The following is an 11,416-nucleotide window of genomic DNA, read 5'->3' on the forward strand; positions in this document are numbered from 1 at the left end:
CGAATACCTGCAGCCGCTCCTCTACCGACCGGCTCCGATCGGCGTCAACCTCTGGGTCACGCGCATCGGGGGCTCCAGCTTTGACCTAGGGTACTCGGTGACCGAGCGTGACGGCTCCAGCACGTATGCGTACGCCGCAACCTCCATGGTGCTGGTCAGCCGATCCACGGGCCGACCAGTGCGGTTGCCGGCGGAGCTGCGCGAGGCGTTCTCTGAGTACTCGGGGGACCAGGTTCCGTTCAGGCGGCGGCCGCCGCTACCAGCGGACACCGTCCGTCCCGGCGCGGCGGGGGGCCAGGGATGAGCGCCTCGGACGTGCAGACAGTGCTCGACCTCGGCGATCCTGAGGCTGTAGCTGATCTGCGGACCTTCCTGACCAGAGCCCGCGCGATCGAGCCCGCGGGCGCCGTACGCCTCCAAGCGGTCGGAAGCGTCCTCGCGGTGTACGTGTGCGTCCTCCAGCCGAGGGCGCTCGGAGATGGCACGCCGACGGTGCTGGGGATGCGGGCGGTGGCGCTTGCACAGCCTGCGGAGGTGGACGCGACCGTGCCCATGTCTGCCGTCGCGGACCGGTTGGCGCGTATGGGTGACGGTGGGACGCTCCTGGATGTTCCGCCGTCGTCCGTTCATGTGGCATGGGCCGCGGTGAGTCCGCCGCGCGGACCATGGATTCCCACCGGCGAGGTCGCGGCGGCAGTCCTCGGGAACGCAGCCGCTGCCGGCATGGCCGAGGTCGCCGCGCTCGTTCCGGATCAGCCGGGCGCCGCGATGGTCAGCGGGGCGCGGGCGGCGGTGTGGGGCCGCGACGTCGAAGGCGTTGCCGGACTGCCGGCGGGAGCCGCCTTCGCCGCCGAGGCGCTGGGCTTTCTTGGGGGCGGGGAAGCCGTTTCTGTTTTCGCCTCGGGGACCTGGGTGCGCCTGAGCTCAGCGCGGGGCCATGTTCTGTGCCGGACCCCGCGCGCCTCGCTGCTCGGCTGACAGCCGAGGCCGATTGAGTCAGTCGTCGAAGGTGTTGACGAGGGAGTGAGCGGCGCGCTCGAGGTAGTCCCAGAGCGTCGCCTCGTGCAGGGGTGAGAGGTGCAGGGCGTCGACCCCGGCGCGCATGTGGTGCAGCCACCGGTCGCGGGCCTCCGGGTTCACTTTGAACGGCACATGGCGCATGCGGAGTCTGGGGTGGCCCCGTTCCTGGCTGTACGTCCCCGGCCCACCCCAATACTGCTCGAGGAACATCGTGAGCCGTCGCCGCGCCGGCCCCAGGTCCTCCTCTGGGTACATGGGCCGCAGCAGGGGGTCCTCGGCAACGCCGTCGTAGAACACGTCCACCAGCTTGACGAAGGCCTCGTGGCCCCCGATCTCCGCGTAGAACGTGTTCGCGTAGTCGTTCTGCGCGAAGGGGTCCTTCACCTTGAGCAGGTTCCTTCGAACCAGACTCTCGCCCTGATGCTCGGTCACGTCCGTGAGCCGTCCTTCCTTGTGCTGTCCTTCACTCCACGGTAGAGCAACGCGCCGGTGCCCGGTTCACTCGCCAGCCCGCTGGCCCTGAGCGTCGGGCTTGTGCGCCGCGTCGGCCTTCTGTGCTGCGTTGGCGGGGGACGGGCTCGCAATCGTCGGAGCGGCCTCGGGCGCGGGCGGAAGGTACGAGCCCTGAGACCGGTTGCCGACACGCAGGATCTCGCCGTTGCGCAGATACCAGATGGCGCCGTCCTCGGCTCGCACGCGCGTGATGCGCAGCCCGACGCTCTCGACCGTGCCGACGACCTCCCCGGCGCCTAGTTCGATGACGTCGCCGATGCCGAACTGGTCCTCGAGTGTGAGGAAGATCCCTGCGAGGAAGTCGCGGATCAGCTGCTGGGCGCCGAAGGCGACGGCGACACCGAGGATGCCGACGCTGGTCAGGAGCGGCGCGATGTCGACACCGAAGGCCTTGAGCACGTAGATCAGCACAATTGTCGTGATGACGACGGCGACGATGGAGTTCAGGAGGGACCCGATCGTCTTGGCTCGCTGGGCACGTCGTTCCGAGTCGAGCGCCCGCAGGGCGGGCGCGGCCCACCGGAAGAGCCGCCGTTTGGTGAGCTGAGTTCCCGCGAGGATCCGGCGGACGACCTGGCGGATGAGGAACGTGGCAACAAGCCAGACGACCAGCCCGACGCCGATCGCGATGGCCACCTGGAGGAGCGTCGAATTGAACGTTGTGACGGCCGTGTTGAGCTCCGCGGCCGAGAGGTGCGACAGATTCGAATCGTCGGCTGACGGCGTGGGACTAGGGGTGGGGGATACGGCGGTGGCAGCAGTGACGAATGACAGCAGAGCGGACTGCAATCTCGGAGGCCTCCTCGGCTGGGGGATGGTGCCCATCCACCCTAGCGAGAATTCCTGACCGTTACGGCGCCGAGGGCTCCGGGCGGACCGGGAAATTCACAGAGCGTGCGATGAAGCACAGATGGTGCGCTTCGTCGTGGAGGCCATCGGCCAGCGCACGCTGGGCCTCGTCAGCCAGGTGCACCCGAGGATGCAGGACCACCTCTGTGAACTCGCCGCTCCCGTCCCGATTGAGACGCATGGTCCCCTCTGCCTCATCCGTGTACCCCGTGACGACGACGTTGTGCAGGACCGCGACGTGGAGATAGGACAGCATGTGGCACTGGGAGAGCGCCGTGAGCAGGAGCTGCTCGGGATTGTAGCGGTCGCGATCACCACGGAAAGTGGGATCGGCCGAACCCGGCAGCAGGGGCAGTCCCGGCAGGGCCACGTCGTGCTGCCGCCCGTAGTCGCGGTAGCCAGAGGTCCCCGTACCCCGGTTTCCCGTCCAGGTGACCGTCACGGTGTAGTGATGCTCGCCCATCCCGGTGGCGTCTACCGGTCCGCGGCCTGGGCGCGGAGCGCACGCGCTACTCCGTCGCGGTTCTCGAGCATGGTGCGCCGGAGGGCTCCCTGCTCGTCGTCGAGAGAGGCGATGAAGGCGTCGGTGCGCTCGAGCGTCGCCTCGGTGGTCTGCCGTGCGGGGTAGAGCCCGACGACGATCTGTTGGGCGAGCGCGTGGGTGCGCTCGGCGACGATGCGGGGAACCGCCTCGAAGTACTTCTCGGCGTAGGGCTCGATCAGCTGGGCGTCGTGCACGCGGCCGAAGCCCGTTACCGCTGCTTGCTGGACGGCGTTCGAGAGCTCGCCGGTTTCGACGATTGCGCGCCACGCTTCGGCCTTGGCCTCGGCGGTGGGCAAGGCTGCCGCTGCGAGGGCTGCGGCGCACTGGCCGGTGGACGTGTTGTCGTGGGAGAGCTCGTCGTCGATGCGGTCCTTGCCGATCCGGCCTCCCGCGGCGAGCGAGGCGACCAGCTCCCAGCGAAGGTCCTGGTCGACCTCGAGTCCGGCGGCCGTGACCGATCCGTCGATCAGGCCGGCCACAATGTCGAGGTGCTCGGCAGACGAGGTCAGGGCGGAGAAGGCCTTGACGAATTGGAGCTGGGAATCAGAGCCCGGCCGGGCGTCGACTGCGAGCTTCCAGAGGCGGTCCGCCGTGGACAGCTTGACGGACGCTCGCGCCTCGGGGCTGACGTAGAAGTCGAGCGTCGTCGCGAGCTGGCGCAGCAGGGTCTGCACCACCGACGAGTCCGTCTCGGCGCCGATGTTTGCCAGCACGAGTTCCACGTAGGCGCGGGCGGGCGTCTCGCCGTCGCGCGCGCCGTCCCAGGCGGAGCCCAGAACCAGGGCGCGCGGCAGGCTGTCGGCGATGTCGCGCAGGTGCTCAGTGGCGGTGGCAAGGGAAGTGGGGTCGAGGCGGACCTTGGCGTACGCGAGGTCGTCGTCGTTGAGCAGGATGAGGGCCGGCCGGGCTGCGCCGACGAGCGCGCGAACCTCGGTCAGCTCGCCCTCGACGTCGAGTTCCTCCCGCCGAACCCGGACAAGGCGTCCGCCCTCAGCCATGTCGTAGAAGCCGATCGCGAGACGATGAGGGCGCAGCGTCGGCTGGGCTTCGGTTGCGGTCTGGCGAATCGAGAAGGACGTGATCGTTCCGTCCTCGTCCGTCTCGATCTCGGGAGCAAGCGTGTTCACGCCCGCCGTCTCGAGCCAGAGACCGCCCCATGCCGACAGGTCTCGCCCGCTTGCGGCCTCGAGTTCGGCGATGAGGTCGGCAAGGACAGTGTTGCCCCACCCGTGCTTGGCGAAATAGGCGCGGACCGCCGCCATGAACTGCTCCTGGCCCACCCAGGCGACGAGCTGTTTGAGAACGGAGGCGCCCTTCGCGTACGTGATGCCGTCGAAGTTGACCTCGACGTCCGCAAGGTCGTTGATGTCCGCGAAGATCGGGTGCGTGGTGGGGAGCTGGTCCTGCCGGTACGCCCAGGATTTCTCCACCGAGGCGAAGGTTGTCCATGCATGGCCGAACTCGGGCGTATGGACGGCGGCGAGGTGGGACATGAACTCCGCGAAGGACTCGTTGAGCCACAGGTCGTCCCACCAGCGCATCGTGACGTAGTCGCCGAACCACATGTGGGCGAGTTCGTGTAGCACGGTGATCGCGCGCCGCTCCACTGTCGCCTGCGTGGGCTTGGACCGGAAGACGTAGCTTTCGAGGATCGTGACAGCGCCGGCATTCTCCATAGCGCCCGCGTTGAACTCGGGCACGAAGAGCTGGTCGTACTTCGCGAACGGGTACTCGCAGCCGAACTGCTCCTCGAAGAAGGCGAAGCCCTGCTTCGTGGTCTCGAAGATGTTGTCCGCATCGAGGTATTGCATGAGCGACTTGCGCGCGAAGATCCCCAGCGGGATGGTGCGGCCCGCGGTGTTGACCAGCTCATCGTGCACGGACTGGTAGGGGCCCGCGACGAGTGCGGTGACGTAGCTGGAGAGCCGCGGCGTGGGGGCGAAATCCCACGTCGAGCGAGCACCGCCGTCGTCTCCGGACGGGACGATCTGCGGTTCGGGCGTGGGGGAGTTGGACACGACGGCCCAATGCGAGGGCGCCGTGACAGTGAACCGGAAGGAGGCCTTGAGGTCCGGCTGCTCGAAGACCGCGAACATCCGCCGGGAGTCGGGTACTTCGAACTGGGTGTAGAGGTAGACTTCTCCATCCACGGGGTCGACGAAGCGGTGGAGCCCCTCGCCCGTGTTCATGTAGCGGGCATCAGCGTCGATCACCAGCACGTTGTGGGCCTGGAGTCCGGGAAGCTGGATGCGGACGCCGTCCGAGACCTCGGCGGGATCTAGTTCAGTCCCGTTGAGGGTGACCGACCGGACAGAGTCGGTGATCGCATCGATGAAGGTGTGGGAACCGGCCACGGCGTCGAACTCGACCGTGGTCTTGGACCCGAAGACACGCTCGCTCCCCGTGAGATCGAGCTCGACGTGGTAGCTCTCGACCCGCCGTACGGCCTTCGCCCGCTCGACGGCTTCAGACCGCGTCAGATTCGTCCCCGGCATGCGCGCCTCCTCGCATTCGCTTTTCCCGGCGCCCCGCGGCGCAACATATTTTGAAATTATTCTTTCAGTTCGTCCGCCTGTGCAAGTGCCTGCAGCTTCTATGACGCCCGACCCGCGGGCTGCGTTAGCGTGGAGGCATGGCTGAGGTGGAGGCGCGGTGGGACCGGAAGGCCGTCCGCTTCGCCATCGGCTACCCGATTCTCCTCGCGGCCGGCTTCGCCCTGGCCGCATTCACCTTCCGCACCCACGTCCCCGAGCCGGTCGCGTGGCTGTGGGATGCCGACGGCGGGCGTGCATTCGTGCCGTTCCCCGTCTACCTCGCCGGCGGCGCGGTCCTCGTGGCCGTCATCGGGATCCTCCTGTGCCTCCAAGCCGGCCTTGAGGCGCGCCCTCCGATCTCGCGCAAGATCTTCATGGCCGGGGGCGTGGGCATGTCCATGTTCCTCGTGACGGTGCTCGGAGCCGGGCTCATAGGCCAAGTCGACGCCCGGGACGCCCGCGAGACCCATCCCGACCCCATCGTGCTCGCCTCGGGCAGCGGTGCGACCGTGGCGCTCGCCGTCGTCATGTTCATGATCTTCAAGCCCGACGAGCAGTGGAGCCCGCGCGACGAAGACGCCCTCCTCGACGTGCTCGAGCCAGAGCGGGCAAGGAACACGTTCGTGTTCTGGGCGCACGCCCGGTCATCCGTCTTCGTCATGCTCGCAATCCTCGGGATCAACCTCTCGCTCCTCGCGCTGCTCGTCTCGCCCTGGATCTCGCTGGTCATCCTGATTCTGAGCATGGGCATCGCGTCGATGCTGATGGTCCGGGTGAGTGTCGATCCCGAGGAGGTGCGGATTGCCTTCGCGGGAGTCGTGCGCGCGGCGCGGATTCCGGTGGCGCGCGTCCTCCGGGCCGGGCACGGCGCCGTCTCCGCCCGCGCCTTCGGCGGTTGGGGGTACCGCCGCCGGGGGAAGCTAGTCTCAGCGCTCGTTGCGAGCGGCGAGGCGGTGGACGTGCTCTGCAGGGACGGCACACGGTATGTGTTCTCGGCGAAGGATCCGGCCATGGCGGAGCGCGTCTCGGACGTGCTAGGCGGCACATCCGCACATTAGTCTTGGATGCGGCCCATCCCACTTCCGAGAGGATCACCCGTGTCCAAGCCCCGCGTCCACATCGCCACCGACCACGCAGGGATGGAGCTCAGCGCTCACCTCGTGAGCCACCTCGGGGCGCAGGGCTACGAGGTTCTCGACCACGGTCCGAAGGTCTACGACCCGCTTGATGACTACCCCTCGTTCTGCATTCGGGCTGCCCTCGCGGTGGTCGCCGACCAGGAGGCCGGAGTTGACGCCCTCGGAATCGTGCTCGGCGGTTCTGGCAACGGAGAGCAGATTGCGGCGAACAAGGTCAAGGGCGTCCGCGCCGCGCTCGCGTGGAACCTGGACACCGCGCGACTTGCGCGCGAGCACAACGACGCCAACGTGATCGCCGTCGGCGGTCGTCAGCACACCGTCGAGGAGGCCACCTCGCTCATCGAGGCCTTCCTGACGGAGCCGTTCAGCCACGACGAGCGGCATGTGCGCCGGATCGGCAAGATCGCCGCCTACGAGACGACCGGCGAGATCCTCGACTAGGGGCCTCACATGCCGGAGGGCCATTCGATCCACCGCTTGGCGAGGCAGTTCTCAGACGTGTTCGTGGGCGAGCGCCTCGCCGTGAGCAGCCCCCAGGGGAGGTTTGCGGATGGGGCTGCGTTGCTGGACGGCCGCGTGCTGGAGTCGGCGCGCGCGCACGGCAAGCAGCTGTTCCTCGGCTTCGAGGGCGGCCTCTCACTCCACGTCCACCTCGGCCTGTACGGCGCGTGGGACTTCGGCGGGGATTCGACCTTCCGCGGGGCCTCCAGCATCGGCGCGCCGCGGCGGGTTGGCGAGCGAGAGATAGCCGACGGCGGAGCGGGCGACGGCGGCGAAGCGGCCTATGCAGGTCCGCCCCCTCCGGTCGGGGCCGTCAGGGTAAGGCTTGCTTCAGAGCACGGCTGGGCCGATCTGCGAGGGGCGACCGTGTGCGCCGTCGTCACCGCCCCCGAAGTGGACGCCGTGCTCGCCCGTCTCGGGCCGGACCCGCTGGCCACAGCCCAGCCGCGCCAGCGGCCAGGGGAGGAATTCGCGCGGAGGCTGGCGCGCCGTCGTACGCCCATCGGCCGCCTGCTCATGGACCAGTCCGTCATCGCAGGGATCGGGAATGTGTACCGAGCCGAGCTGCTGTTCCGGGCGCGGTTGGATCCGGCCACTCCGGGTTCGTCTCTCGGGCGGGAAAGGGCGCTCGCGCTGTGGGCCGACGCCGTCGCGGCCCTGGGGCAGGGGATGCGCGACGGCCGGATTGTGACGACGGACCCCAGCTTCTGGCCACTTCCGGAAGGGGAGCTCCCAGAGCCCCGCGACGCCCACTACGTCTACAAGCGCCACGGCCAGGCGTGCCGAGTGTGCGCCACCACCGTGCTCCTCGCTGACGAGGCCGGACGGAAACTGTACTGGTGCCCGGGGTGCCAGTCCATCTGATCCGACCCGTAGGATTTGACACGGAGTCGGCGCATTCGCTTTAGTTGAGTGCGCCTACGGGGGCGTAGCTCAATGGTAGAGCGCCAGTCTTCCAAACTGGATACGCGGGTTCGATTCCCGTCGCCCCCTCTCTCGCGCCTGGTGAAAGTACGAATGTGCGCCCCTGCAGCGACGCCTGTATTGTGGTCTGTGCACCAGAGACGGGGTGTAGCTCAGCTTGGCTAGAGCGCCTGCTTTGGGAGCAGGAAGTCGCAGGTTCAAATCCTGTCATCCCGACAGTTCCGCCGTCGGCAAGCCAGCCAGGGCGGCAACCTCCAACCAGAACATTCAGGAGTGCCACGCTGTGAAGAGCGCCGCCGAGAATCTCACGCCCACCCGCGTCAAGCTCAACGTCGAGGTCCCTCTCGACGAGCTCAAGCCGAACATCGACGCGGCGTACCAGCAGGTCGCGGACCAGATCCAGGTCCCCGGCTTCCGCAAGGGCAAGGTTCCGTCCCGCATCATCGACCAGCGCGTGGGCCGCGGCTACGTCCTCGAGACGGCCATCAACGACGGCCTGAACGACTGGTATCAGCAGGCCGTGGCGGAGACCGGCATCCGTCCGCTCTCGCGCCCCGAGGTCGAGATCACCGAGGTTCCCGACCCGAGCGCCACCGACGGCCAGCTCACGTTCAGCGTCGAGGTCGACGTCCGCCCGGAGATCGAGCTCCCCGAGTACGCGGGTCTGAAGGTCGACGTTGAGGCGGTGAAGGCCTCCGACGACGACGTGGAGAAGGCTCTCGACGATCTCCGCTCCCGCTTCGGCACCCTCAAGCCCGTTGAGCGTCCCGCGCAGGCAGATGACTTCCTGACGATCGACCTCACCGCCAAGGTGGGCGAGGAAGAGGTCGACTCCGCCTCCGGTCTCTCGTACCAGGTCGGCTCGGGCACCATGCTCGAGGGCCTCGACGAGGCCGTCACCGGTCTGAGCGCAGGCGAGGAAGCCATCTTCGAGACGAAGCTCGCAGGCGGCGAGCACGCCGGCGAGCAGGCTCAGGTGACCGTGAAGGTGACCGCTGTCAAGGAGCGCGAGCTTCCCGAGGCCGACGACGACTTCGCACAGCTCGCGTCCGAGTTCGACACCATCGCCGAACTGCGCGAGGACCTCGCGAAGCAGGCCGCGGACGCAAAGGTCGCCCAGCAGGGCATCGAGGCCCGTGACAAGGTCCTCGAGAAGCTCGTCGAGCTCGTTGAGGTTCCGGTTCCCGAGACCGTCATCACTGATCAGGTCGAGGCCCACTTCAACCCCGAGGCGGGCGGCCACGCCGCGGCCGAGGACCACGACAACGAGGAGCACCGCGCCGAGGTCAAGGCCAACACGGAGCGTGCCTTCAAGAACGAGGTCATCCTCGACGCGATCGCTGACAAGGAAGAGATCGGCGTCTCCCAGAACGAGCTCATCGAGTACCTCATCTCGACCGCCTCGCAGTACGGCATGGACCCGAACCAGTTCGCCCAGATCATGGACCAGTCGGGCCAGGTCCCGATGATGGTCGGCGAAGTGCGCCGCCGCAAGGCCCTTGCCCACGTCCTCGGGCAGGCCGAGGTGACTGACTCGGAAGGCAACCCCGTGGATCTCTCGGAGTTCGTCCGGCCGGGCGACGAGGAGGACGTCCTCGAGGCTCCAGAGGAGTCCACCGACGAGAACGCTGCGAACGTCGTCCCGAGCGACGACCCCGCTGCCGCCAAGTTCTGAGCGCTTCGCTTCGACGGAGGCCGCCGACCCGCGCCTGAGTGCGAGGGGCGGCGGCCTCCGTCGTTGGCAGGGCTGCGAACGGTGGAAGGCCGGCGAAAAAGGAAGGACGCGGGGCCTCATGCGCCCAAAGCGAACAGCCGCGCCGCGCGGAACAAAGACACCTCGAAACGGGCTACTGTCCCTGTAGCAGCAATCAGCTTGTGCAGGAGATCGAGAGGTATCGCCACCATGCAGCAGCCGGAGACCACGCCGCGCCTGGCCGGCCAGCCCGAGGGCAACGGCCAGGACTTCATCTACCAGCGACTCCTCAAGGAGCGCATCATCTGGCTCGGTTCTGAGGTCAGGGACGACAACGCGAACACCATCTGCTCGCAGCTCCTCGTGCTCTCCGCCGAGGATCCCGAGAAGGACATCTACCTCTACATCAACTCGCCCGGCGGATCGGTCACGGCGGGCATGGCGATCTACGACACGATGCAGTACGTGCCGAACGACGTCGTGACCGTCGCAACGGGCCTTGCGGCGTCCATGGGCCAGTTCCTCCTTTCGTCTGGCGCCAAGGGCAAGCGGTACGCCACGCCGCACGCCCGGATCCTCATGCACCAGCCCTCGGGCGGGATTGGGGGCACGGCCTCGGACATCAAGATCCAGGCCGAGCTGATCCTCCACATGAAGCAGGTCATGGCAGAACTGACGGCCGAGCAGACCGGTCAGACGGTCGAGCAGATCCTCAAGGACAACGACCGCGACAAGTGGTTCACAGCCCAGGAGGGGCTCGAGTACGGGTTCTTCGACAAGATCGCCGCGCGCGCCGGTCACGTCACCGGCGGCGGCGGGACGGACAAGTAAGAGACGCCCGCGGCAACGCACGGCAAGAAGGAGCAACAGATGAACTACAACATGGGCGTCAACCCGGCGGGCCTGCCGACCAACCGCTACATCCTTCCCCAGTTCGAGGAGCGCACGCCCTACGGCTTCAAGCGCCAGGACCCGTACACCAAGCTCTTCGAAGACCGCATCATCTTCATGGGCGTCCAGGTCGACGACGCCTCGGCAGATGACATCATGGCCCAGCTGCTCGTGCTCGAGGCGAACGATCCGGACCGCGACATCACGATGTACATCAACTCGCCGGGCGGCTCCTTCACCGCGATGACCGCCATCTACGACACGATGCAGTTCATCCGTCCGGAAATCCAGACGGTGTGCCTCGGTATGGCGGCGTCCGCAGCGGCAGTCATCCTTGCGGCCGGTACCCCGGGCAAGCGCCTTGCGCTGCCGAACTCGACGGTCATGATCCATCAGCCCTCCCTGTCCGGCGGTTCGGGTGGGCAGGCGACCGACCTCGAGATCCAGGCACGCGAGGTGCTGCGCATGCGCGAGTGGCTCGAGCAGACGTGGGCCAAGCACACGAACAAGACGCCGGAGGAGATCAGCCGCGACATCGAGCGCGACCTCTTCCTCACGGCTCCGGAAGCCCAGGTCTATGGACTCGTGGACGAGGTTCTCGAGTCTCGTAAAATTCGGCAGAGCGCGATCGCCCGCTGACCGCTTGACCATTGAAGGGCACGGCCCCAGCGCGCCGGTGCCGCCGAGAAATCTTCGGCGGCACCGGCGTTTTGCTTCGGTGCGCGGTCGGTGGCGTGGCCTACAGTTGAGTTGTCACTGGTTCAACCCCAAACTTAAGGGCTTCGACGAATTGAACGGATTGGCGAGA

Annotated in this window: 12 protein-coding genes and 2 tRNA genes; 10 read left to right on the top strand and 4 right to left on the bottom strand. The window is 67.5% G+C overall.

Features of this window, described 5'->3' with window-relative positions; translation table 11 throughout:
• Both ACTHL9_RS13125 and ACTHL9_RS13130 read left to right on the top strand, forming a co-directional pair.
• The coding region (locus ACTHL9_RS13125; RefSeq protein ID WP_440519683.1) for an acyl-CoA thioesterase at positions 1-304 on the top strand (304 nt) is incomplete at its 5' end.
• On the top strand, positions 301-978 hold the full coding sequence (locus tag ACTHL9_RS13130; protein ID WP_440519684.1) for a hypothetical protein: 678 nt from the start codon (positions 301-303) through the stop codon (positions 976-978). The genes ACTHL9_RS13125 and ACTHL9_RS13130, both read left to right, overlap by 4 nt.
• 18 nt (positions 979-996) lie before the next feature.
• On the opposite strand, the gene ACTHL9_RS13135 is transcribed toward ACTHL9_RS13130, so the two are convergent.
• The 4 genes from ACTHL9_RS13135 to pepN form a co-directional block, all read right to left on the bottom strand.
• Positions 997-1,413 (bottom strand): globin, encoded by a 417-nt coding sequence (locus ACTHL9_RS13135; RefSeq protein ID WP_440519695.1) that lies wholly within the window; start codon positions 1,411-1,413, stop codon positions 997-999.
• Positions 1,414-1,518: 105 nt separating this feature from the next.
• The gene (locus ACTHL9_RS13140; protein WP_440519696.1) at positions 1,519-2,169 is read right to left on the bottom strand and encodes a mechanosensitive ion channel family protein; all 651 of its coding nucleotides are present in this window, start codon (positions 2,167-2,169) and stop codon (positions 1,519-1,521) included.
• 214 nt (positions 2,170-2,383) lie between these two features.
• Entirely contained in the window at positions 2,384-2,845 is a 462-nt protein-coding gene (locus tag ACTHL9_RS13145; protein WP_440519686.1) for an OsmC family protein, read from the bottom strand.
• A gap of 11 nt (positions 2,846-2,856) precedes the next feature.
• On the bottom strand, positions 2,857-5,421 hold the full coding sequence (gene pepN / locus ACTHL9_RS13150; protein WP_440519687.1) for an aminopeptidase N: 2,565 nt from the start codon (positions 5,419-5,421) through the stop codon (positions 2,857-2,859).
• A gap of 137 nt (positions 5,422-5,558) precedes the next feature.
• On the opposite strand from pepN, the gene ACTHL9_RS13155 reads away from it, so the two are divergent.
• The 8 genes from ACTHL9_RS13155 to ACTHL9_RS13190 all read left to right on the top strand — a co-directional run bounded on the left by ACTHL9_RS13155 (position 5,559) and on the right by ACTHL9_RS13190 (position 11,247).
• Positions 5,559-6,518 carry a hypothetical protein gene (locus tag ACTHL9_RS13155; protein WP_440519688.1) on the top strand — a complete coding sequence of 320 codons (960 nt, stop codon included), beginning with the start codon at positions 5,559-5,561 and terminating at the stop codon, positions 6,516-6,518.
• A 6-nt stretch (positions 6,519-6,524) separates the two neighbouring features.
• Positions 6,525-7,040, top strand: coding sequence for a ribose-5-phosphate isomerase (locus ACTHL9_RS13160; RefSeq protein ID WP_440519689.1), 516 nt, complete (start codon positions 6,525-6,527; stop codon positions 7,038-7,040).
• Between the two features lie 9 nt (positions 7,041-7,049).
• Entirely contained in the window at positions 7,050-7,964 is a 915-nt protein-coding gene (locus tag ACTHL9_RS13165) for an Fpg/Nei family DNA glycosylase (protein WP_440519690.1), read from the top strand.
• 58 nt (positions 7,965-8,022) lie between these two features.
• Positions 8,023-8,093, top strand: a tRNA-Gly gene (locus ACTHL9_RS13170).
• Positions 8,094-8,165: 72 nt separating this feature from the next.
• A tRNA-Pro gene (locus ACTHL9_RS13175) sits at positions 8,166-8,240 on the top strand.
• A 67-nt stretch (positions 8,241-8,307) separates the two neighbouring features.
• A complete protein-coding gene (tig, locus tag ACTHL9_RS13180; RefSeq protein ID WP_440519692.1) occupies positions 8,308-9,699 on the top strand; it encodes a trigger factor in 1,392 nt (463 codons plus the stop codon).
• Between the two features lie 228 nt (positions 9,700-9,927).
• The gene (locus ACTHL9_RS13185; RefSeq protein ID WP_440519693.1) at positions 9,928-10,548 is read left to right on the top strand and encodes an ATP-dependent Clp protease proteolytic subunit; all 621 of its coding nucleotides are present in this window, start codon (positions 9,928-9,930) and stop codon (positions 10,546-10,548) included.
• Positions 10,549-10,587: 39 nt separating this feature from the next.
• Entirely contained in the window at positions 10,588-11,247 is a 660-nt protein-coding gene (locus ACTHL9_RS13190) for an ATP-dependent Clp protease proteolytic subunit (protein WP_440519694.1), read from the top strand.
• Positions 11,248-11,416: the final 169 nt, after the last annotated feature.

Origin of the sequence: Sinomonas sp., assembly GCF_051955515.1 — a bacterium.
Lineage (GTDB): Bacteria > Actinomycetota > Actinomycetes > Actinomycetales > Micrococcaceae > Sinomonas.

What these genes read in the sequence shown, in the direction of transcription:
- pepN (WP_440519687.1), bottom strand. Translation starts at nt 5,421, where the DNA reads ATGCCGGGGACGAATCTGACGCGGTCTGAAGCCGTCGAGCGGGCGAAG.
- ACTHL9_RS13130 (WP_440519684.1), top strand. Translation starts at nt 301, where the DNA reads ATGAGCGCCTCGGACGTGCAGACAGTGCTCGACCTCGGCGATCCTGAG.
- ACTHL9_RS13190 (WP_440519694.1), top strand. Translation starts at nt 10,588, where the DNA reads ATGAACTACAACATGGGCGTCAACCCGGCGGGCCTGCCGACCAACCGC.
- ACTHL9_RS13160 (WP_440519689.1), top strand. Translation starts at nt 6,525, where the DNA reads ATGCGGCCCATCCCACTTCCGAGAGGATCACCCGTGTCCAAGCCCCGC.
- ACTHL9_RS13165 (WP_440519690.1), top strand. Translation starts at nt 7,050, where the DNA reads ATGCCGGAGGGCCATTCGATCCACCGCTTGGCGAGGCAGTTCTCAGAC.
- ACTHL9_RS13155 (WP_440519688.1), top strand. Translation starts at nt 5,559, where the DNA reads ATGGCTGAGGTGGAGGCGCGGTGGGACCGGAAGGCCGTCCGCTTCGCC.
- ACTHL9_RS13185 (WP_440519693.1), top strand. Translation starts at nt 9,928, where the DNA reads ATGCAGCAGCCGGAGACCACGCCGCGCCTGGCCGGCCAGCCCGAGGGC.
- ACTHL9_RS13145 (WP_440519686.1), bottom strand. Translation starts at nt 2,845, where the DNA reads ATGGGCGAGCATCACTACACCGTGACGGTCACCTGGACGGGAAACCGG.